The following is a 21,633-nucleotide window of genomic DNA, read 5'->3' on the forward strand; positions in this document are numbered from 1 at the left end:
GCATGTTTACATTGCTCGTCGATTTTGCGGACAAGGTCTCGGTCTTCAATGTCTTCCGCTACATAACCTTCCGCACCGGCGGCGCGCTGATCACCTCGGCGCTGATCGTCTTCATCTTCGGGCCGACCATCATCAATTCGCTGAGGCTCAGGCAAGGCAAGGGCCAGCCGATCCGCGCTGACGGGCCGCAGACGCATTTCAAGAAGGCCGGCACGCCGACCATGGGCGGGCTGATGATCCTGTGCGGCATCGTCGGCTCGTCGTTGCTGTGGGCGAACCTCTCCAGCATCTATGTCTGGGTCGTGCTTTTGGTGACGCTGGGCTTCGGCTCGATCGGCTTTTACGACGACTATCTCAAGGTAACGAAGCAGTCGCATCTCGGCTTTTCCGGCAAGGCGCGGCTGGCGCTGGAATTCGTTATCGCCGGCATCGCCGCCTGGGTGATCATGCACAACGGCCAGGCGCCGTTCTCGTCTTCGCTGACCTTCCCCTTCGCCAAGGAATTCATCATCAATCTCGGCTGGTTCTTCGTGCCGTTCTCCTGCTTCGTCATCGTCGGCGCCGGCAATGCGGTGAATCTGACCGACGGCCTCGACGGGCTGGCAATCGTGCCGATCATGATCGCGGCGGCGTCCTTCGGCGTCATCGCCTATCTCTCCGGCAATGCTGTGTTCGCCGAATATCTGCAGATCCATTTCGTGCCCGGCACCGGCGAGTTGGCTGTCGTGCTCGGCGCGGTCATCGGTGCCGGCCTCGGCTTCCTCTGGTTCAATGCGCCGCCGGCGGCGATCTTCATGGGCGACACTGGCTCGCTGGCCATGGGCGGCCTGATCGGCACCGTCGCCGTCGCCACCAAGCACGAGATCGTGCTGGTCATCGTCGGCGGATTGTTTGTCGTGGAAATCCTGTCGGTCATCATCCAGGTCGGCTACTTCAAGATGACCGGCAAGCGCGTCTTCCTGATGGCGCCGATCCACCATCATTTCGAAAAGCTCGGCTGGACCGAAAGCCAGGTGGTGATCCGCTTCTGGATCATCGCCGTCATCCTGGCGCTGGTTGGCCTGTCGACCCTCAAGTTGAGATAGGAGCCCGCTTGATCCCCGCCGCATCCTTTTCGGGCAAACGCGTTTCGCTCTTCGGGCTTGGCGGCTCGGGGATTGCCACGGCGCGCGCGCTGATCGAGGGCGGGGCCGACGTGCTGTCTTGGGACGACAATCCCGACAGCGTCGCCAAGGCCGCTGGCCAGGGCATTGCAACCGCCGATCTGCGCGGCGCCGACTGGGCGAAATTTTCGGCTTTCGTGCTGTCGCCCGGCGTGCCGCTGACGCATCCGAAACCACACTGGACGGTGGAGCTGGCGCGTGGCGCCGGCGTCGAGGTGATCGGCGACATCGAATTGTTCTGCCGTGAGCGGATCGCGCGCGCGCCCAATGCGCCGTTCATTGCCATCACCGGAACCAACGGCAAGTCGACGACCACGGCGCTGACCGCGCATATCCTGAAATCGGCCGGGCGCGACATCCAGATGGGCGGCAATATCGGCCGCGCCATCATGACGCTCGATCCGCCACAGCCGGACCGGCACTATGTCGTCGAATGCTCGTCCTACCAGATCGATCTGGCGCCCTCGATCAATCCGACGGCCGGCATCCTGCTCAATCTGACGCCCGACCATCTCGACCGTCACGGCACCATGCAGCATTACGCCTCGATCAAGGAGCGGCTGGTCGCCGGCAGCGAGACGGCGATCGTCGGTGTCGACGATAGCTGGTGCGCGCAGATCGCCGACCGGCTGGAGCGGGCGGGCAGGCAGGTCATCCGCATCTCCAAGCGGCTGCCGCTGACCGATGGTTATTTCGCCGACGGCTCCGACCTGATGGAAGCCGTGCATGGCCGCTATAGCCGCGTCGCTTTCCTGGAAGGCATCGGTTCGCTGCGCGGCCAGCACAATGCGCAGAACGCATTGGCCGCTGTCGCCGCCTGCCTCAAGGTTGGACTGACCCTCGGCGAGATTCAGGCGGGACTCGAGAGCTTCCCCGGACTGGCGCATCGCATGGAGCAGGTCGGGCGCAAGGACCACGTGCTGTTCGTCAACGATTCCAAGGCGACCAATGCCGATGCGGCGGCACCGGCGCTGTCGAGCTTCCCGCGCATCTACTGGATCGCCGGTGGCCTGCCCAAGGAAGGCGGCATCGAGCCGCTGCGCGGCTTCTTCCCGCGTGTCGCCAAGGCCTATCTGATCGGCGAGGCAGCGCCTGCTTTTTCGGCGACGCTGGGCGAAGCCGTGCCTTACGAGATCTCGGGCACGCTGGCCGCCGCGGTCGACCATGCGGCGAATGACGCGGCCAAGGACGACAGCGGCGAGGTGGTGGTGCTGCTGTCGCCGGCCTGCGCCAGTTTCGACCAGTTCAAGAATTTCGAAGTTCGCGGCGAAGCCTTCAGGCAAGCTGCGACTGCTATCGAGGGTGTGAAACCCATCGGAGGGGCACGATAATGCAAAGCCGTCTCGACAAAAGCCCGGTTGCAACCTGGTGGTGGACGATCGATCGCTGGTTCCTGGCGGCATTTCTGTCGCTGATGGGGCTCGGCATCGTCTTGTCCTTCGCGGCAAGCCCGGCGGTCGCCGAACGCATCGGCCTCGACAGTTTCCACTTTGCCACTAGGCAGATCATCTTCACCGTGCCGGCGCTCGGCGTGATGCTGGCTGTGTCCTTCCTGGAATCGCGGCAGATCCGGCGCATGGCGTTGATCATATTGGGCATCATGCTGGTGCTGATGGTGGCCGTGCTCTACATCGGCGTCGAGGTGAAAGGCGCGCGGCGCTGGGTGTCGTTTGTCGGCATGTCGATCCAGCCATCGGAATTCCTGAAACCCGCTTTCGTCATCGTCTGCGCCTGGCTGTTCGCCGAACACAAGCGCCAGCCTGACATTCCCGGCAATCTGTTCGCGCTGCTGCTGCTGATCCTGGTTATCTCGCTCTTGGTGGCGCAGCCTGATCTCGGCCAGACCATGCTGGTGACCGGCACCTGGGGCGTCATGTTCTTCATGGCCGGCCTGCCATGGCTGTGGATCATCGCGCTTGGCGCCACTGGCGCCAGCGGCCTGTTTGCCGCCTACACTGTATTTCCGCACGTCGCCGCCCGCATCGACAAATTCCTGACTGGCGAAGGCGACACGTTCCAGGTCGACATGGGCCGCGAGGCGCTGATCAACGGCCACTGGTTCGGCGTCGGCCCAGGCGAGGGCACGGTCAAGCGGGTCATCCCCGACGCGCATGCCGACTTCGTGTTTTCGGTCGCCGGCGAAGAGTTCGGGTTGATCATGTGCTTCTTCATCATGTCTATCTTCGCCTTCATCGTGCTGCGCGGCCTCAACACCGCACTCAAGGAGCATGACGATTTCACCCGCTATGCCGTCGGCGGCCTCGTCACGGTGTTCGGCCTGCAGTCTGTCATCAATATGTGCGTCAACCTGCAGCTGATGCCGGCCAAGGGCATGACGCTACCTTTTATCTCCTATGGTGGGTCCTCGCAGATCGCCATTGCCATCTCGATGGGCATGGTGCTGGCGCTGACGCGCAAGCGACCGGAAAAGCGCAAGCAGATGGGCTTTGCCTTGTCGCAGCGCGCCTTGCCGGCGGAGTGATATGGCGAGGGGTGTCATTCTTCTCGCGGCGGGCGGAACCGGTGGACATCTGTTTCCGGCCGAGGCGCTGGCGCATGAACTGATCGAGCGCGGCTGGAGCGTGCATCTGGCGACGGACGACCGCGCCGAGCGGTTTGCCGGCCATTTCCCGGCCGCCGCCATCCATCCGATCCAGTCGGCGACGATGGGCTCGAAAAACCCTGTCGCCTTGGTTGGCGCGTTCTGGAAGATCTGGCGCGGTGTGCGGCAGGCTTCCGCCGTCATCGCCAGGATCAAGCCGGATGCGGTTGTCGGCTTCGGCGGCTATCCGACCTTGCCGCCGCTTTATGCCGCGACACGGCGCAAGGTGCCGACGCTGATCCACGAGCAGAATGCGGTGATGGGCCGCGCCAACCGGGCGCTGTCAGGTCGCGTCGATGCCATTGCCGGCGGCTTCCTGCCGCAGGATGCAAGTGCCGCAGGCGCCAAGACGGTGACGACTGGCAATCCGGTGAGGCCGCCAATCCTGGAGGCGGCAAAGACGCCCTATGTGGCATCGCAAGGCGAGGAGCCGTTCAGGCTGCTGGTGTTCGGCGGCAGCCAGGGTGCACAGTTCTTTTCCGATGCCATGCCGGCGGCGATCGGCTTGCTGCCGGAGGCGCAACGCAAGCGGCTGGTGATCACCCAGCAGGCCCGTGCCGACGACGTGGCGCGGGTGAAGGCTGGCTATGCGGCACTTGGCGTCCATGTCGAGGTCTCGCCCTTCTTCACCGACATGGCGCAGCGCATGGCGACGGCGCATCTGGTGATCTCGCGCTCCGGCGCTTCGACGGTCTCCGAAATCGCCGTCATCGGCCGGCCGGCGCTGCTGGTGCCTTATCCCTATGCGCTGGACCACGACCAGGCGGCGAATGCGGCGGCCCTTGCCGCCGCCGGCGGCGGCGAGGTTCATCCGCAATCGTCGCTGTCGCCGGAGCGCATCGCAGCGCTTGTTGGCGGGCTGATGGACAATCCCGAGCGGCTGGCGGCCATGGCTGCCGGCGCAAAGTCGGCCGGCCGGCCGGACGCGGCACGGTTGCTCGCCGATCTCACAGAGGCTATTGCGTCCAGAAAAACCGTTTCGGATTTCAGGAAAGGGACGCATTGATGAAGATGCCGGAGACCATCGGCCTGGTGCATTTCATTGGCATTGGCGGCATCGGCATGAGCGGCATCGCCGAGGTGCTGCACAATCTCGGCTATAAGGTGCAGGGTTCAGACCAGGCTGACAGCGCCAATGTGCAGCGGCTGCGCGACAAGGGCATCGAATGCTTCGTTGGCCACAAGGCCGAGAATATCGGCGCCGCCGAAGTGGTGGTCGTCTCCACCGCAATCAAGAAGACCAATCCGGAGCTAAAGGCCGCGCGCGAAAAGCTGCTGCCGATCGTGCGCCGCGCCGAGATGCTGGCCGAACTGATGCGCTTCCGCCAGGCCGTCGCCATCGGCGGCACCCATGGCAAGACGACGACGACCTCGATGGTGGCGACACTGCTCGACGCCGGCGGGCTCGACCCGACCGTGATCAATGGCGGCATCATCAATGCCTATGGCACAAACGCGCGCATGGGCGACGGCGAATGGATGGTGGTCGAGGCCGACGAGAGCGACGGCACCTTCCTCAAGCTGCCGGCCGAAATCGCCGTCGTCACCAACATCGATCCGGAGCATCTCGACCATTACGGCAGCTTCGACAAGGTGCGCGAGGCGTTTCGCCAGTTCGTCGAGAACGTGCCGTTCTACGGCTTTGGCGTGATGTGCACCGACCACCCGGAGGTGCAGGCGCTGGTTAGCCGCATCGAGGACCGCCGCGTCATCACCTATGGTGAGAACGCGCAGGCCGATGTGCGCTTCACCAACCATCGCATGGCCGGTGCGGCAAGCGAATTCGACGTGGTGATCCGCGACCGCAAGACCGGCAGCCAGACGACGATATCGGATCTGCGTCTGCCGATGCCCGGCCGCCACAACGTCTCCAACGCGACCGCGGCGATCGCGGTCGCGCATGAACTCGGCCTGTCGGCTGAGGCGATCAAGAAGGGACTGTCGTCCTTCGCCGGGGTCAAGCGGCGCTTCACCCACACCGGCTCGTGGAACGGGGTCGACATCTTCGACGATTACGGCCACCACCCGGTCGAGATCACAGCCGTGCTGAAAGCGGCGCGCAGCGCCACCAAAGGCCGCGTCATTGCCATCGCGCAACCACATCGCTTTAGCCGGCTGCACGATCTGTTCGACGAATTCTCGGTCTGCTTCAACGATGCCGACACGGTGATGCTGGCGCCGGTCTATGCGGCGGGCGAGGAGCCGATCGATGGCGTCACCTCTGAGGCGCTGGTGTCGCGCATCCGCTCCGGCGGCCACCGCGACGCGCGCTATATCGACGGTCCGGTCGCCATCGCCCCCGCCATTCGCGAATTGGCCAAGCCTGGCGACTTCGTCGTCTTCCTCGGCGCCGGCAACATCACCCAATGGGCCTATGCGCTGCCCAAGGAACTCGGCGGTGCGGTCTCATGATGCGCGGCCAGGACCTGCTCGACAAACTTGGCGACCGGCTTGCCGGTCTGCGGGGCCGGCTGACGCCGAACGCCGAGATGGACAAGATCACCTGGTTCCGCGCCGGAGGGCTGGCCGAGGTGCTGTTCCAGCCCGCCGACGAGGAAGACCTTGCCGCCTTCCTGCGAGCGGTGCCGGAGGAAGTCCCGCTGACCGTCGTCGGTGTCGGTTCGAACCTTCTGGTGCGCGATGGCGGCATCCCAGGTTTCGTCATCAGGCTTTCGGCCAAGGGTTTTGGCGAAGCCGAGGTGGTTTCACCGATCCGCATCAAGGCAGGCGCGGCAACGCCGGACAAGCGCGTTGCCGCCGTCGCCTATGAGGCCGGCATTGGCGGCTTTCATTTCTATCACGGCATTCCGGGCGCCATCGGTGGGGCGCTGAGGATGAATGCCGGCGCCAATGGCGTCGAGACGCGCGAGCGTGTGGTCGAGGTGCGGGCGCTCGACCGCAAGGGCAATCTCCACACGCTCAGCAATCAAGACATGGGCTATGCCTATCGTCACTCGGCCGCACCTGCCGGGCTGATCTTCACCTCGGCCATTTTCGAAGGCGTCCCCGAAGACAAGGCGGCGATCAAGGCGGCCATGGACGCCGTCCAGACGCATCGCGAGACGGTGCAGCCGATCCGCGAGAAGACTGGCGGCTCGACCTTCAAGAATCCGGAAGGCACATCGGCCTGGAAGGAGATCGACAAGGCGGGTTGCCGCGGGCTGATGATCGGTGGCGCGCAGATGTCGCCGATGCACTGCAACTTCATGATCAATACCGGAACCGCGACCGGTTACGACCTCGAATATCTCGGCGAGACGGTGCGCGCCCGCGTGCTTGTAAATTCCGGCATCCGGCTGCAGTGGGAAATCAAGCGCCTCGGCAATTTCCGCCCCGGCCATGCGGTGCAGGAGTTCCTCGGGCAACTGCTTTAAGAACCTTAGCACATGCTGAAGTTAATGTGATGCTTGAACTTCAAATGGCCTGAAACAGCAGCGCCACCGTTGCTCCAAAGACTCACAACGCGCTTTTTCCGACCGTTTTCGCGGAAAGTGAATCTGTCGGAATCATAAGCACTTGCCAGCGAATCAACTCTCTGATTCTCTGCCCTAAAGCGTTTCCTGATTTGAGTCGTTCGACGCGTCGACCGCGTTTTCCGTCTGGGGGGGCAACCTGCCGGGAGACTCGGACTCAATCTGGTCGCTGAATGCGTGGTTGCGGGCCCGCCGTGAGAGGGATGACGGGAAATGAAGAACAAGCATGTGGCTGTCCTCCTGGGCGGATTCTCGTCGGAGCGGCCCGTGTCTCTGTCTTCGGGAAAGGCGTGTGCGGATGCGCTTGAGAATGAAGGCTACCAGGTTACCCGCGTCGATGTTGCGCGCGACGTCGGCGCCGTGCTCGCCGAGCTCAAGCCCGATGTCGTCTTCAACGCGCTGCACGGCCCGTTCGGTGAAGACGGCACCATTCAGGGCGTCCTCGAATATCTCGCCATTCCCTACACCCATTCGGGCGTGCTCGCCTCGGCGCTCGCCATGAATAAGGAGCAGGCCAAGAAGGTCGCCAAGGCCGCCGGCATTGCGGTGGCGGAATCGAAGGTTGCCAGCCGCTTCGCCATCCAGAACAAGCATCCGATGAAGCCGCCCTATGTGGTCAAGCCGGTCAATGAAGGCTCGAGCTTCGGCGTCGTCATCGTGCATGAAGGGCAGTCGCATCCGCCGCAGGTCATCGGTTCGTCCGAGTGGAAATACGGCGAGACCGTGATGGTCGAGCGCTACATCCATGGCCGCGAGCTGACCTGCGCCGTCATGGGCGATGTGGCGCTTGGTGTCTGCGAGATTATTCCGACCGGCCATTCCTTCTACGACTACGATTCAAAATACGTCGCCGGCGGATCAAAACACGAAATCCCTGCTAAAATTTCACCGAATATTTACCAAAAAATACAGACACTGGCGCTCAAGGCACATCTGGCTATCGGCTGTCGGGGCGTTTCCCGGTCGGACTTCCGCTATGACGATCGTCACTCCGAAAACGGCGAAATTGTCTGGCTCGAGATCAACACTCAGCCGGGCATGACGCCGACGTCTTTGGTGCCTGAAATCGCCGCCCAGGCCGGGCATTCATTCGGCGATCTGTTGAGTTGGATGGTGGAGGACGCTTCGTGTCTGCGTTGAAATGGGGGCAGGACAAGGGCAGGGGCGGCGCCGGGCCGGCACTGTTTGGCATGCCGTTGTCGTTCGACCATTTCGTGCTGCCGCGCGTGCTGCGCCGGCCGGTGCGTGTGCTGGCGCGCCTGGGTGGCGGCGACTTCGTGGCGCCGCGCTTTTCCGCAGCCATCCTGTCGGCTTCGCTCATTGCATCAAGCAGCCTCTATGGCGCCATTCTCGGTGGCCATGCCGACGACATCGTCCAGGGGATCACTGCCCGCACCGGCTTTGCCGTCGATCAGATCAAGGTGGTCGGCAACCGCCAGACCTCGGAGATCGACATACTGGACCGGCTGGAGCTCGATGGCTGGACGTCGCTGATCGGTTTTGATGCCGAGGCAGCGCGTGAACGTATCGATACGCTGCCCTGGGTCGAAGTGGCGGCGGTGCGCAAGGTCTATCCGCATACGCTGGAAGTTCGCGTCGAGGAGCGCGAGCCGTTCGCGCTCTGGCAGCAGGGTTCAGAGCTTTCGGTCATCGAGCGCTCCGGCGCGGTGATCGCGCCGTTCTCGGGTGGCAAGCAGGCTTTGCTGCCGCTGATCATCGGCACCGGTGCGCCGGCCAAGGCGCCCGACTTCCTGGCCAAGATCAAGAAGTTTCCCGAGCTCGCGGCGCGGGTCAAAGGCTATATCCGTATCGGCGAACGGCGCTGGGACCTGAAGCTGGAAAACGGCATCACGGTCAAGCTGCCCGAGGACGGCGAAGATCAGGCGATTGCCGATCTGGTCCGCATGGATCATGACAACGGTCTTCTGACGCGCGATATCGCTGCCATCGACATGCGCATCTCCGACCGCCTGGTCGTGCAACTGACGCCGGAAGCGGCGACGCAGCGCCAGGCCGCGCTTAATGAAAAGCCGCAAAATCTGAAGCGCAAGTCGGGGACGAAGATATGAGTTGGCTTGGCGGCAACAGCGATGCCTCTTCGCGCCGTTCCGGCACGCTCACCGTGCTGGATGTCGGCTCGAGTAAGGTTTGCTGCGTGGTGGCGAAGCTGAAGCCGCGCGAGGACGGCAAGCTGTTGCGTGGCCGCTCGCATCGCATCCAGGTGATCGGCATCGGCCATCAGAAATCGCAGGGCGTGAAGTCGGGCGTGGTCGTCGATCTCGACCGCGCCGAGCATGCCATTCGGCTGTCCGTCGACGCCGCCGAGCGCATGGCGGGACTGACCGTGGACTCGCTGATCGTCAATATGACGGCCGGCCGGCTGAAGAGCGAAACCTATTCGGCCACCATCAACCTCGGTGGCCATCAGGCCGACGAAGCCGACATCAAACGCGTGCTTGCCGCTGGCGCCAAGCAGGCGCTCAAGGCCGAGCGCGACGTGATCCATTCGCTGCCGGTCGGCTTTTCGCTGGACGCCGAGCGCGGCGTGCGCGATCCGCGCGGCATGGTCGGCGACCAGCTCGGTGTCGACATGCATGTGCTGACGGGCGACGCAGCACCGCTGCGCAATCTCGAGCTTTGCATCAACCGCTCGCATCTTTCGGTCGAGCGCATGGTGGCGACGCCCTATGCCAGCGGCCTTGCGGCGCTTGTCGACGACGAACTCGAAATGGGCGCGGCCTGCATCGACATGGGTGGCGGCACAACGACGATCTCGGTGTTCTCGGAAGGCAAGTTCGTCCATGGCGACGCCATCGCCATCGGCGGCAATCACGTGACGCTGGATATGGCCAAGGGCCTGTCGACGTCGCTCGATGCCGCCGAACGGCTGAAGGTCATGCATGGTTCGGCGCTGCCCGGCAGTGCCGACGATCGCGACCTGGTTTCGATCCAGCCGATCGGTGAGGAAGGCGAGATGCCGCTGCAGATCCCGCGCTCGGTGATGACGCGCATCATCCGCGCCCGCATCGACGAGACGCTGGAGCTTCTGCGCGACCGGCTGAACAAGTCCGGCTACGGCAATTCCGTGGGAAAACGCGTCGTGCTGACCGGCGGCGCCAGCCAGCTCGCCGGTCTGCCGGAAGCGGCGCGCCGGATTCTGGGACGCAATGTGCGCATCGGCCGCCCGCTCGGCGTGGCAGGCCTGCCGGAAGCCGCCAAGGGGCCGGCTTTCTCGACGGCGGTCGGACTGCTGATCTATCCGCAGATGGCGAGCTTCGAGAGCCATCCGGCGAAAGGAATTTCCGGTCTCAGGATGACCGGGACGGGCGGAAAACTGCATCGCATGAGTCAGTGGTTGAGAGACAGTTTCTAAATTGACGGGGACAGCCCCATAGGCGGCCGCGGCGGCGAAGCGGCGGGAAAGGCAAAGGACGGAGACAATGACCATCAATCTGCAAAAGCCGGACATCACCGAGCTCAAGCCGCGGATCACCGTGTTCGGTGTTGGCGGCGGCGGCGGCAATGCCGTCAACAACATGATCACCGCCGGCTTGCGCGGCGTCGAGTTCGTGGTGGCCAACACCGACGCGCAGGCGCTGACCATGTCGAAGGCCGACAGGCTGATCCAGCTTGGCGCGCATGTCACCGAAGGCCTTGGCGCCGGCTCGCAGCCGGAGGTCGGGCGCGCGGCGGCGGAAGAGTGCATCGATGAGATCATCGATCACCTCTCCAATACCCATATGTGCTTCGTCACCGCCGGTATGGGCGGCGGCACCGGCACCGGAGCTGCCCCGGTCGTTGCCCGCGCTGCGCGCGAAAAGGGCATCCTCACCGTCGGCGTCGTCACCAAGCCGTTCCATTTCGAAGGCCAGCGCCGCATGAAGACGGCGGATATGGGCATCGAGGAATTGCAGAAGTGCGTCGACACCCTCATCGTCATCCCCAACCAGAACCTGTTCCGGCTGGCCAATGACAAGACCACCTTCGCCGATGCCTTCGCCATGGCCGACCAGGTGCTCTATTCCGGTGTTGCGTGCATCACCGACCTGATGGTCAAGGAAGGTCTGATCAACCTCGACTTCGCCGACGTGCGTTCGGTGATGCGCGAGATGGGCAAGGCGATGATGGGCACCGGCGAAGCTTCGGGCGAAGGCCGTGCAATGGCCGCCGCCGAGGCTGCGATCGCCAACCCGCTGCTCGACGAAACGACAATGCGCGGCGCCAAGGGCCTACTGATCTCGATCACCGGCGGGCGCGACCTGACGCTGTTCGAAGTCGACGAAGCGGCGACCCGTATCCGCGAAGAAGTCGACCAGGATGCCAACATCATCCTGGGCGCCACTTTCGACGAGGAACTCGAAGGCGTCATCCGCGTCTCCGTGGTCGCCACCGGCATCGACAAGACGGCGGCTGAAATCGCTGCGGCGCCGATTTCGATCCGCGCCATGCCGCCGCAGCAGAAGCCGGTCAGCCGTCCGGCTCCGGTCGCGGAAGGCCGGCCAGCGCCGGTCCAGCAGACCTATGAGCAGCGCGCGGCCGATCCGGTCGCCGAGGCGATCCAGCTTGCCGAGGCCAACGCTGCTGCAATGGCGCACGCTCGCCCGGCTCCGATGGCCCAGGCGGACGATTTCCGTCCGCAGAGCAAGATATTCCAGGCCCCGCCTGCCCAGCCGCAGCCTGTCGTGCAGCAGGTGATGCAGCCGGCGCCGCTCCGGGAAATGCCGCAGCCGGTGGCTGCTGCACCGCAGCGCATGCCGAGGGTGGAGGACTTTCCGCCGGTGGTGAAGGCCGAGGTGGAAGCCAAGGGCCGTCCGACCGACCATGAGAACAGCGGGCCGATGGGGCTGCTCAAGCGGCTGACAAACGGACTGACGCGCCGCGAGGAAGAGCCGGCCCGGCTGCAGCCGGCGCAGCCGCGCGAACCGAAACTGCGCCAGGCGGCACCGGAAATGCGCCGCCTTGCCAGCCAGGATCCGCAGCTTTACGCGCCGCGCCGCGGCCAGCTCGACGATCAGGGCCGGTTGACGCCGCAGACCAGGTCAACCCAGGAAGACGACCAGCTGGAGATCCCGGCTTTCCTGCGCCGCCAGGCCAACTGAGCCGTTAACGGTATGTAACACTTGTTAACAGGCAGACGAGAGATCGTTTGCCTGTTAACACTTAAAGTTATTTGATAACAAGGCGTTACGATGTAGCGCTCACAGCCTGTCGCGGTTACACAGAGTAAGAAACCGTGATTTGGAGTCTCCCTGACGGACCACTATCTTTGCCGCAGCACTTTCGGTGTGCTGGGATTCGGGGAGTTGGCCCTGCCTGCCGATATCAAGAGCCGCGCCCTTTGGGGCTATAAAGCGGACACTGGCGTTATGGGCTATGGGGTTTGTCTTGCAGGACTACCAGACGACACTTAGATCGCGTGCGACGCTAACCGGTACCGGCGTTCACAGCGGCAAACCGGTTACAGTCAATTTCCTCCCCGCGGATGCCGACACCGGCGTCGTGTTTCACCTTTCCAATGGAAGCGCGAGCCGCGAATTCCGCGCGCTGGTTGCCGAAGTCGGCGCGACCGACCTCTGCACCATGCTTGGTGACCCGGCGGGCGAACACATCGCCACCGTCGAACATCTGATGGCGACGCTCTTCGGGCTTGGCATCGACAACATCGTCATCGAGATCGACGGCCACGAGGTTCCGATCCTCGACGGCAGCGCGGTGGCGTTCGTGGAGGCCATCGACCAGGCCGGCATCGAGACGCTGGCGGTCAAGCGCCGCTATATTAGGGTGGTCAAGCCGGTCCGTATCGAGAACGGCGCCTCCTGGGCGGAATTCAGGCCCTACAGCGGCACCCGCTTCGAGGTCGAGATCGATTTCGAAAGCCCGGCGATCGGCCGTCAGCTGTTTGCCTCCGACATCAACCCCGATGTCTTCCGCCAGGACATTGCACGCGCTCGCACCTTCGGTTTCATGAAGGATGTCGAGCGGCTGTGGGCGGCCGGCTATGCGCTTGGCTCGTCGCTGGAGAACTCGCTGGTGATCGGCGACGACAACCGGGTGATCAATATGGGTGGCCTGCGCTATCCCAATGAATTCGCCCGCCACAAGACGATGGACGCGATGGGTGATCTGGCGCTGGCCGGTGCCCGTTTCATCGGCTGCTTCCGCTCCTATCGCGGCGGCCACCGGATGAACGCCGCGGCGTTGCGGCGCCTTTTGTCCGACCGTTCGGCCTTCGAGGTCGTCGAGACGACGCGCCGCGAGCGCGGCCGCACCGCCGAGATGAGCGCCGTCACCGGGCCCGTCTTTGCGCCCTGGGTGATCTGATTCTTAACGATTTTCTGGCTTTCTGAGCGCTGGCTGGTGTTGCATGGATGCATCACTGGCCGGTGAAAGCGCATAGCTTTCGGGGCAACGCGAAGCCGCCACAAAAATGTGCGATTGGCAGGGGATAGCGTTGCTGGGCAAGGCGGTTATGGTTTATGGCTGCTGCCGTCAATTAGGTGCATGTCGCTCAAAAGTGGGGACCAGTTTTGAGGGAACGCCATGCGCAAGGCATTGAAATAACGCCGAAAGGGCGGAATCCAATCATGTTCTTCAAGCGAGTTGGTCAATCGAAAGCGCCGTATCGGGCTGTTTTCCTGGCGCTTTCGGTGGTTGTGCCATCGCTGTTCCTCTCGGCCTGCATGTCGTCAGAGAAAGACGTCGATCTGTCGACCTATGTCGACCAGACCGAACCGGCCGACGTCCTTTACAATCAAGGCCTTGCCAATCTCAATGCTGGCCGCCTGGATGAGGCGAGCAAGAAGTTCGACGCCGTCGACCGCCAGCATCCGTATTCGGAATTCGCCCGCAAATCGATGGTGATGGGCGCCTTCGCCGACTACCGCGCCGGCCATTATGACGAAGCGATCGGTTCGGCCAAGCGCTACCTCACGCTCTACCCCTCGACCGACGACGCTGCCTACGCGCAGTATATCATTGGCCTGAGCTACTACCGCCAGATCAAGGACGTCACCCAGGACCAGAAGGAAGCGCGCCAGACCGTGCAGACCATGCAGGATCTGGTGACGCGCTGGCCGACCTCGGAATATGTCGACGACGCCAAGGAAAAGATCCGCTTCGCCAACGATCAGCTGGCCGGCAAGGAGATGCAGATCGGCCGCTACTATCTTGAGCGGCGCGAATACATCGCCGCCGTCAAGCGCTTCCGCAACGTGGTCGAGAACTATTCCAACACCCGTCATGTCGAGGAGGCGCTGGCGCGCCTGACGGAGAGCTACTACGCGATGGGCCTGACCTCGGAAGCGCAGACAGCTGCCGCCGTGCTTGGCACCAACTATCCCGACAGCCAGTGGTACAAGGACTCCTACAAGCTGTTGCAGAGCAACGGGCTTGAGCCGCGCGAGAATGCCGGATCGTGGATATCCAAGGCCGGAAAGCTGATCACCGGGGCCTGACGCCTCTACTGAAGCGGGCACAGCGCTTTTCGGATTGATCCGACGCTCAAACAAAAAGATAGTGCGGCGCTGCGACTCCACCGGTCGCATGCCGCCTTGAGGCGCGTCGCGCCTAAAGTCTTTTGTTTTGTGCATGCCGTTGTCCCAGACCGCTTTGGGGCGACATGCGATAGGTTCGGGTTCTGATGCTTTCCAGACTGTCGATCCGCGATATCGTCCTGATCGAGAAGCTGGATATCGACTTCCAGCCCGGCCTTTCCGTGCTGACCGGTGAAACCGGCGCCGGCAAATCCATCCTGCTCGACGCGCTGTCGCTGGCGCTTGGTGCGCGCGGCGATGCCTCGCTGGTGCGCCATGGCGCGGCGCAGGGCCAGGTCATCGCCGTGTTCGACGTTCCGCGCAACCACCCTGTGCGCGCGCTGCTAGCCGAAAACGCCATCGAGGATGATGGCGACATCATTCTCCGCCGGCTGCAGACGGCGGATGGCCGCACCCGCGTCTTCGTCAACGACCAGCCGTCCAGCGTCACCCTGATGCGCGACATCGGCCACGCGCTGGTCGAGATTCACGGCCAGCACGATGAGCGGGCTCTGGTCGATCCTGGCGCACATCGCGAATTGCTGGACAGCTTTGGCGGCCATCTCGGTGCCGCTCGCGCGACGGGCGAGGCGTGGCGCTATTGGCGCGGCTGCGAACAAGACTTTGCCCGGCACCGCGCCAAGGTCGAGGCGGCGGCACGCGAGGCCGACTATCTCAGGGCATCGGTCGCTGAACTGGCCAAGCTCGATCCGCAGCCCGGCGAGGAAACGCAGCTGGCCGAGCTGCGCGCCACGATGATGCGGGCGGAAAAGATCGCCTCGGAAATACACGATGCGCAGGATGCGCTGTCAGGCCCGTCCTCGCCGCTGCCGCAACTGGCCAGCCTGCTGAGAAGGCTGCAGCGCAAGGCGAGCGAAGCGCCTGGATTGCTCGAGGATGTGGTGAAGTCGCTGGATGAGGCGATGCTGTCGCTGGATGCCGCGCAGTCCGGCGTCGAGGCGGCTTTGCGCGCGACAGAATATGATCCGCAGCGGCTGGAAAAGGCGGAGGAGCGGCTGTTTTCGCTGCGCGCGGCGTCACGCAAGCACAGCGTCGCGGTCGACGATCTGGCGCAGCTGCGCGACACCATGTCGGCCGACCTTGCCGATCTTGATGCCGGCGAGGGGCGCCTGCATGTCCTGGAAAAGCAGGCGGCAGCAGCGCGCGAGGCCTATGACATTTCCGCGGCCCAGCTGTCCTCGCTTCGCCAAGCGGCGGCGGTCGGCTTGACCAAGGCTGTGATGGCCGAACTGCCGGCGCTGAAGCTTGAACGGGCCGAGTTCATCGTCGGGCTGGCCAGCGATGGCGAGAACCGCATGGAAGAGGGCATCGACCAGGTTGAGTTCTGGGTGCGCACCAATCCCGGCACCAGGCCCGGCCCGATGATGAAGGTCGCGTCCGGCGGCGAGCTGTCGCGCTTCCTGCTGGCGCTGAAAGTGGCGCTGGCCGATCGCGGCTCGGCGCCGACATTGGTCTTCGACGAGATCGACACCGGGGTCGGTGGCGCCGTGGCCGATGCCATCGGCCAAAGGCTAGCCAGGTTGTCGAAGCGGGTGCAGGTGCTGTCCGTGACGCATGCTCCACAAGTCGCGGCACGTGCGGCAACGCATTTCCTGATTTCCAAATCCGGCGGCTCGGACAAGGTCGCCACCGGCATTGCCGAGATGGACAGGGCGGCGCGTCAGGAAGAGATTGCGCGCATGCTGGCCGGCGCCACCATCACCGACGAGGCGCGCGCGGCCGCGGAGCGGTTGCTGCGCGAAAACATCGCCGCAGCTTAGGCCGTGCCGATATTCAGGTGAGGCCGGCCTGCGAAAGGCGGCTTCCTGCGCTTCCGGTGCTCACGTACCCGAAAGTATGCTCCGCTCCGGTTCTCGGAAGCCACCATTCTCGACTCGGCCTGACCTGAATCTCGACACGTCCTAGGTGCCTGATCCTCCGTGCGTGGAATCTGAGTCAGCAAATGACTGCATGCTCCTGTTCAGGAATGATTTTTCCGAAATCCTGATTTATGGTGTCGCGCCACTATCCAGGGACCGCTGCATGTCTGAAAAACCAGTCGAATCGTTGAGCGAAAGCGAAGCCGCGGATGAGCTCCAGCTTCTGGCCGAGGAGATCGCCGGCCATGACCGGCGCTACCACGCCGAGGATGCGCCGACGATTACCGATGCCGAATATGATGCGCTGAGGCGGCGCAACCTTGCCATCGAGGAGCGCTTTCCCGGTCTGGTGCGTGAGGATTCGCCCTCGCTGCGGGTCGGTGCCGCGCCGGCGGAAGGCTTTGCCAAGGTGCGCCATGCGGTGCCGATGCTCAGCCTCGCCAAGGCCTATACCGACGAGGACGTCACCGATTTCATCGACCGTGGCCGGCGCTTCTTCGACCGCGACAAGGATCTCGACATCGCGTTTACGGCCGAGCCGAAGATCGACGGCCTGTCGGCGTCGCTGCGCTATGAACGCGGCGTGTTCGTGCAGGGTGCGACGCGCGGCGACGGAGCTGTCGGCGAAGACATCACCGCCAATCTCAGGACCATCGCCGACATCCCGGCCAAGCTGAAGGGGTCAGGCTGGCCCGAAACCATCGAGATACGCGGCGAGGTCTACATGACCTATGCGGAGTTCGAGGCGCTGAAGGCGCGCTCGGCGGCGGTCGGCGGCCAGGACTATGTCAATCCGCGCAACACGGCTGCCGGATCGCTGCGCCAGAAGGATGCGTCGGTCACCGCCAGCCGCAACCTCAAATTCTTCGCCTATGCCTGGGGTTACACAACGGCGGACCCGGCGCCGACCCAATATGGGTCGGTGCAGAAATTCGCCGAGTGGGGGTTCAAGGTCAGTCCCCTGATGGTGCGGGCGAAATCGGTCGAGGAGCTGATCGCGCAGTATCACAAGATCGAAGAGCTGCGCTCGTCGCTCGGCTACGACATCGACGGCGTCGTCTACAAGGTCGACCAGCTCGAACTGCAGCGCCGCTGGGGCTTCGTCACCGGCGAGCCGCGCTGGGCGGTCGCGCACAAATTCCCGGCTGAACAGGCGATGACGACGGTGCAGAAAATCGACATCCAGGTCGGCCGCACCGGCACGCTGGCGCCGGTGGCGCGGCTGGCGCCGGTCACGGTCGGCGGCGTCGTGGTCGAAAACGTCACGCTGCACAATGAGGATTACATCAAGGGCTTCGACAGCTACGGCCTGCCGATCCGCGACGGCATCGATGTGCGCATCGGTGACACGGTTGTCATACAACGGGCGGGCGACGTCATTCCGCAGATCGTCAGCGTTGTCATCGACAAGCGGCCGGCCAATGCCGTGCCTTACGAATTTCCGCACATTTGTCCGGTCTGCGGCTCGCCGGCGACGCGCGAGGTCAACGAGAAGACCGGCAAGGAGGATTCCCGCCGGCGCTGCACGGGCGAACTGATCTGCGCGGCGCAGGCCGTCGAGCGGCTACGCCACTTCGTCTCGCGCGGCGCGCTCGACATTGAGGGGCTGGGCGCGGAAAATATCGACCTGTTCTTCAATTCTGGACTGGTCAAGACAGCCGCCGACATCTTCACGCTCAGGGACCGCCGGCCGGCGGTCACCAGGGCGCTGGCCGAGCGACGCGAGGAGCAGGCCAGGCAGCGCGAGGCGGCATCCGGCAAGGCGCGCAAGAATGTGCGTGGTGTCGAGGACCGCAATTATGAAGGCCTCGACAAGCTGTTCGCGGCAATCGATTCGCGCCGCGAGCCGGAACTCGACCGCTTCATCTTCGCGCTCGGCATCCGCCACATCGGCGAAACGACTGCCGCCGTGCTTGCCAAGACGTTCTCGACCATCGAGGAGGTGATCCGTATCGGCAAGGAGACGGCGAAGGCGGAAGATCCGCACAGCGTTTTCCCGTCGATCAACGGCATCGGCGACACGGTGATCGATGCGCTGCGCGATTTCTTCGGCAATGAGCGCAATGACGACGTGCTCGACAAGCTGCTCGAGCAGGTCAAGCCGAAGCCGTACATTGTCACCGTGTCGGCCGACAGCGAGGTTGCCGGCAAGACCATCGTCTTCACCGGCACGCTGGAAAAGATGACCCGCTCCGAAGCCAAGGCGATGGCCGAACGGCTTGGCGCCAAGGTGGCGGGTTCGGTGTCGGCGAAGACCGATCTCCTGGTGGCCGGGCCGGGTGCAGGCTCCAAACTGAAGCTTGCCAGCGAACTCGGCGTCGAAGTCATTGACGAGGACACATGGCTGCAACGGGTCGGCAAGGCGTGACCGGCGGTTCTTTCAAAGGGTTTGGCCAGAAAGCCATCCCGTTCCTCAAGGCGCTCGATTTCCATCAGAGCCGCGAATGGTTCCAGGAAAACCGCGCGCTTTACGACAGCGAGCTGCACGAGCCGTTCTGCGATCTGGTCGAGACGCTGACCGAGCGCTTCGCGGCGGCGGGGCTGGGCCTGCGCGGCGACCGCAAGAAGTCGTTGTTTCGCATCAATCGCGATGTCCGCTTCGCCAAGGACAAGCGGCCCTACAACCAGCATCTGTCGGCCATGCTGTCGCCCGACGGCACCAAGATGGAGCAGGGCGTGTTCTTCGTCTATGTCGGGGTCGACCGCTGCTTTGCCGATGTCGCCTGGTGGAACCCGGAGCCGCCGCTGCTGCTGGAGATGCGCAAGGCGATTATCGCCCGGCCAGCCGACTTCCGAAAACTGCTTTCAACGCTGAAGAAAAACGGCTTCGAACTCGAAACGGAGGGCCGCTTGAAGCGGACGCCGCGCGGCTTCGAGCAGGTCAACGAACCCGATCTTGTCGACGCCATCCGCAACCGGCACTTCTATGTCCAGCACATGATCAACCCGGCCGGAATTCACGCGCCGGCGCTGGTCGACGAGCTTGTCGATTTCACCTTGCGCGCGAAACCGCTGCTCGACTGGGGCAGGGCGATCCAGGGTACGGCGCCGCGGAGCTAGTCCGCGCACGCTATATGGCTACATCCGCATCAAAAGACCGCCGTCGACGGCAAGCTCTATGCCGGTGATGTAGCTTGCGGCGTCGGAAAGCAGGAAGAGCGCGGCGTTGGCCATGTCCTGCGGCGTGCCGATGCGGCCGAGCGGCGCATAATTGGCAACGGCAGCGCGCTTCTCCTCGGTGTCCCAGCGCGCCTGCAGCGGCGTGAGCGCCATGCCCGGGCAGATCGAATTGGAGCGGATGCCGTCGCTCGCCAACTGCATGGCCAGCGACTTCGAAAGCGCACAGACGCCGGCCTTGGAGGCCTGATAGGCATCCTGCGGGGTCGGGTCGCCGCGATACCACTGGATGGTCGAGAAATGCACCATAGCACCGCCGCGTCCGCCCGCGCGCATATGCGGAACGACCGCGCGCGCCGTGTGGACGAAGGACTTCAGATTGATGTTGAACACCTGGTCCCAGACATCGAGGTCCATTTCGAGGGCCGATTTGTCGCGGCCGAACCAGAGCACGCCCGCGACATTGGCGAGATAGTCGATGCCGCCGCGCTCGCGGCCCGCAGCATTGATGGTCTGTTCGACAAAGGCGGCGTCGGTGAGGTCGCCTTGGGCGAAGGTGAGCCGGTCGTCATAGGCGGCGAGCGATGCCGGACGTGGCTTGACGTCGATGGCGGTGACCGAGCCGCCGGCATCAAGCAACGCCAAGGTGATGGCTTCACCCATGCCGCCGCCGGCGCCGGTGACGACCGCGTGCCTGCCGGTGAAATCATAAGCGATCATCTGAACCCCCTCGTTTGCTTCACGACCTGTGACATCAGTTTCGCTGATCTGTTGGCTCAAGCGAATTCGTCTGACTTTTTAGCCGCTCGAACCTACATATCAGCGCGATTTGGGAATGCGAGATGTCAGCTGAGACCTTAAGCGAAAATTCTGCAGCCAGCGATTTCTGGGACGGCGTGCGGCTGTCGATGCCGGTGGTCGTCGCCGCGGCGCCGTTTGGGCTGCTGTTCGGCGCCATTGCCGTCGACAATGGCTTTTCCGTTCTCGAAGCTTCTTTGATGAGCGCGCTGATCTTCGGCGGCGCCAGCCAGATGGTCGGCATCGAATTGTTCGGCCAGCATGTCGCGCCATGGCTGATCGTGCTGTCCATCTTCGCGGTCAATTTCCGTCACGTGCTTTACTCCGCCAGCATCGGCCGACGCATCGCGCATTGGCCGGTTATCCAGCAGGCACTGGGCTATTTCGTGCTCACCGATCCGCAGTTCGCCGTGGCCGAGGCCAGGGCAGAGTCCGGCCGTCCGGTTGGCTTCGTCTGGTATATGGGGCTTGGACTGCCGGTCTATGTGTTCTGGGTGATCGAGAGCGGCCTGGGCGCCGTGTTCGGCAAGCTCATCCCGGACACGCATGCGCTCGGCATCGATTTCCTGCTGCCGATCTATTTCCTCGGCCTGGTCATGGGTTTTCGCAAACGGCCCTTGTGGCTGCCAGTGGTGATTGCCAGTGCGGCCGCCTCGATCATTGCCTACAAGACGGTCGGTTCGCCCTGGCACGTCTCCATCGGCGCCATTGCCGGCGTGCTTCTGGCCGTCATCCTGCCGCCCCATCATAGCGGCGTGGAGGCAAAGCGATGAGCACCACCTTCTGGATCATCATTGCCGGTGCGATCGCCACCTATCTCACGCGCGTTGGCGGCCACCTGGTAATCTCGCGCTTCGACCACATCCATCCGCGCGTCGAGGCCGGCCTGAACGCCGTGCCGGCGGCGGTGCTGACGACGCTGGTGGCGCCCGCCGCACTCAGCGCCGGACCGGCCGAATGGGCGGCGCTGGTGGCAGCCGCTGTGGTCTCGCTGCGTGGCGGGCTGATGGCGATGTTCTTGGCCGGAGCTGCCGTCCTGATTCTGGCGCGGCAGTTCGTCGGGTAGGA

Annotated in this window: 18 protein-coding genes; 17 read left to right on the forward strand and 1 reads right to left on the reverse strand. The window is 63.8% G+C overall.

Translation table 11 applies throughout. The annotated features are described in order from the left end of the window. Nucleotides 1-2 precede the first annotated feature (2 nt). The 15 genes from mraY (at nt 3) to AC1D1B_RS20560 (ending at nt 19,710) form a co-directional block, all read left to right on the forward strand. The gene (gene mraY / locus AC1D1B_RS20490; RefSeq protein ID WP_112394568.1) at nt 3-1,085 is read left to right on the forward strand and encodes a phospho-N-acetylmuramoyl-pentapeptide-transferase; all 1,083 of its coding nucleotides are present in this window, start codon (nt 3-5) and stop codon (nt 1,083-1,085) included. Nucleotides 1,086-1,093: 8 nt separating this feature from the next. Beyond that, a complete protein-coding gene (gene murD / locus AC1D1B_RS20495; protein WP_477334253.1) occupies nt 1,094-2,494 on the forward strand; it encodes a UDP-N-acetylmuramoyl-L-alanine--D-glutamate ligase in 1,401 nt (466 codons plus the stop codon). Next, a complete protein-coding gene (ftsW, locus tag AC1D1B_RS20500; protein ID WP_181055754.1) occupies nt 2,494-3,645 on the forward strand; it encodes a putative lipid II flippase FtsW in 1,152 nt (383 codons plus the stop codon). Before murD ends, ftsW begins: the two co-directional genes overlap by 1 nt. A gap of 1 nt (nt 3,646) precedes the next feature. After that, on the forward strand, nt 3,647-4,771 hold the full coding sequence (murG, locus tag AC1D1B_RS20505) for an undecaprenyldiphospho-muramoylpentapeptide beta-N-acetylglucosaminyltransferase (protein WP_477334254.1): 1,125 nt from the start codon (nt 3,647-3,649) through the stop codon (nt 4,769-4,771). Continuing rightward, complete coding sequence (murC, locus tag AC1D1B_RS20510; protein ID WP_477334255.1) at nt 4,771-6,177, forward strand: UDP-N-acetylmuramate--L-alanine ligase; 1,407 nt, start codon at nt 4,771-4,773, stop codon at nt 6,175-6,177. Before murG ends, murC begins: the two co-directional genes overlap by 1 nt. After that, entirely contained in the window at nt 6,174-7,139 is a 966-nt protein-coding gene (gene murB / locus AC1D1B_RS20515) for a UDP-N-acetylmuramate dehydrogenase (RefSeq protein ID WP_477334256.1), read from the forward strand. The genes murC and murB overlap by 4 nt, the downstream gene beginning before the upstream one ends. A gap of 312 nt (nt 7,140-7,451) precedes the next feature. Next, the gene (locus AC1D1B_RS20520; protein ID WP_477334257.1) at nt 7,452-8,378 is read left to right on the forward strand and encodes a D-alanine--D-alanine ligase; all 927 of its coding nucleotides are present in this window, start codon (nt 7,452-7,454) and stop codon (nt 8,376-8,378) included. Then, complete coding sequence (locus AC1D1B_RS20525; protein WP_477334258.1) at nt 8,366-9,307, forward strand: cell division protein FtsQ/DivIB; 942 nt, start codon at nt 8,366-8,368, stop codon at nt 9,305-9,307. Before AC1D1B_RS20520 ends, AC1D1B_RS20525 begins: the two co-directional genes overlap by 13 nt. After that, nucleotides 9,304-10,611 (forward strand): cell division protein FtsA, encoded by a 1,308-nt coding sequence (gene ftsA / locus AC1D1B_RS20530; protein ID WP_477334259.1) that lies wholly within the window; start codon nt 9,304-9,306, stop codon nt 10,609-10,611. The genes AC1D1B_RS20525 and ftsA overlap by 4 nt, the downstream gene beginning before the upstream one ends. Nucleotides 10,612-10,678: 67 nt before the next feature. Beyond that, nucleotides 10,679-12,337 carry a cell division protein FtsZ gene (gene ftsZ, locus AC1D1B_RS20535; protein WP_477334260.1) on the forward strand — a complete coding sequence of 553 codons (1,659 nt, stop codon included), beginning with the start codon at nt 10,679-10,681 and terminating at the stop codon, nt 12,335-12,337. 274 nt (nt 12,338-12,611) lie between these two features. Continuing rightward, nucleotides 12,612-13,559 (forward strand): UDP-3-O-acyl-N-acetylglucosamine deacetylase, encoded by a 948-nt coding sequence (gene lpxC / locus AC1D1B_RS20540; RefSeq protein ID WP_181055761.1) that lies wholly within the window; start codon nt 12,612-12,614, stop codon nt 13,557-13,559. A gap of 263 nt (nt 13,560-13,822) precedes the next feature. Further along, the gene (locus AC1D1B_RS20545; protein ID WP_181055762.1) at nt 13,823-14,692 is read left to right on the forward strand and encodes an outer membrane protein assembly factor BamD; all 870 of its coding nucleotides are present in this window, start codon (nt 13,823-13,825) and stop codon (nt 14,690-14,692) included. A 185-nt stretch (nt 14,693-14,877) separates the two neighbouring features. Further along, nucleotides 14,878-16,551 carry a DNA repair protein RecN gene (gene recN, locus AC1D1B_RS20550; protein WP_477334261.1) on the forward strand — a complete coding sequence of 558 codons (1,674 nt, stop codon included), beginning with the start codon at nt 14,878-14,880 and terminating at the stop codon, nt 16,549-16,551. Between the two features lie 262 nt (nt 16,552-16,813). Continuing rightward, nucleotides 16,814-19,018 carry an NAD-dependent DNA ligase LigA gene (ligA, locus tag AC1D1B_RS20555; RefSeq protein WP_477334262.1) on the forward strand — a complete coding sequence of 735 codons (2,205 nt, stop codon included), beginning with the start codon at nt 16,814-16,816 and terminating at the stop codon, nt 19,016-19,018. Next, complete coding sequence (locus AC1D1B_RS20560) at nt 18,991-19,710, forward strand: DUF2461 domain-containing protein (protein ID WP_477334263.1); 720 nt, start codon at nt 18,991-18,993, stop codon at nt 19,708-19,710. Before ligA ends, AC1D1B_RS20560 begins: the two co-directional genes overlap by 28 nt. Nucleotides 19,711-19,728: 18 nt before the next feature. Here AC1D1B_RS20560 and AC1D1B_RS20565 read toward each other — a convergent pair whose 3' ends face one another. Continuing rightward, on the reverse strand, nt 19,729-20,487 hold the full coding sequence (locus AC1D1B_RS20565; RefSeq protein WP_477261759.1) for an SDR family NAD(P)-dependent oxidoreductase: 759 nt from the start codon (nt 20,485-20,487) through the stop codon (nt 19,729-19,731). A gap of 122 nt (nt 20,488-20,609) precedes the next feature. Between AC1D1B_RS20565 and AC1D1B_RS20570 the strand changes: the two genes are divergently transcribed. Together AC1D1B_RS20570 and AC1D1B_RS20575 are read left to right on the forward strand one after the other, a co-directional pair. After that, nucleotides 20,610-21,338 carry an AzlC family ABC transporter permease gene (locus AC1D1B_RS20570; RefSeq protein WP_477334264.1) on the forward strand — a complete coding sequence of 243 codons (729 nt, stop codon included), beginning with the start codon at nt 20,610-20,612 and terminating at the stop codon, nt 21,336-21,338. Continuing rightward, nucleotides 21,335-21,631 carry an AzlD family protein gene (locus tag AC1D1B_RS20575; protein ID WP_477334265.1) on the forward strand — a complete coding sequence of 99 codons (297 nt, stop codon included), beginning with the start codon at nt 21,335-21,337 and terminating at the stop codon, nt 21,629-21,631. The genes AC1D1B_RS20570 and AC1D1B_RS20575 overlap by 4 nt, the downstream gene beginning before the upstream one ends. Nucleotides 21,632-21,633: the final 2 nt, after the last annotated feature.

This window comes from Mesorhizobium sp. P2_C5_2 (assembly GCF_056404535.1).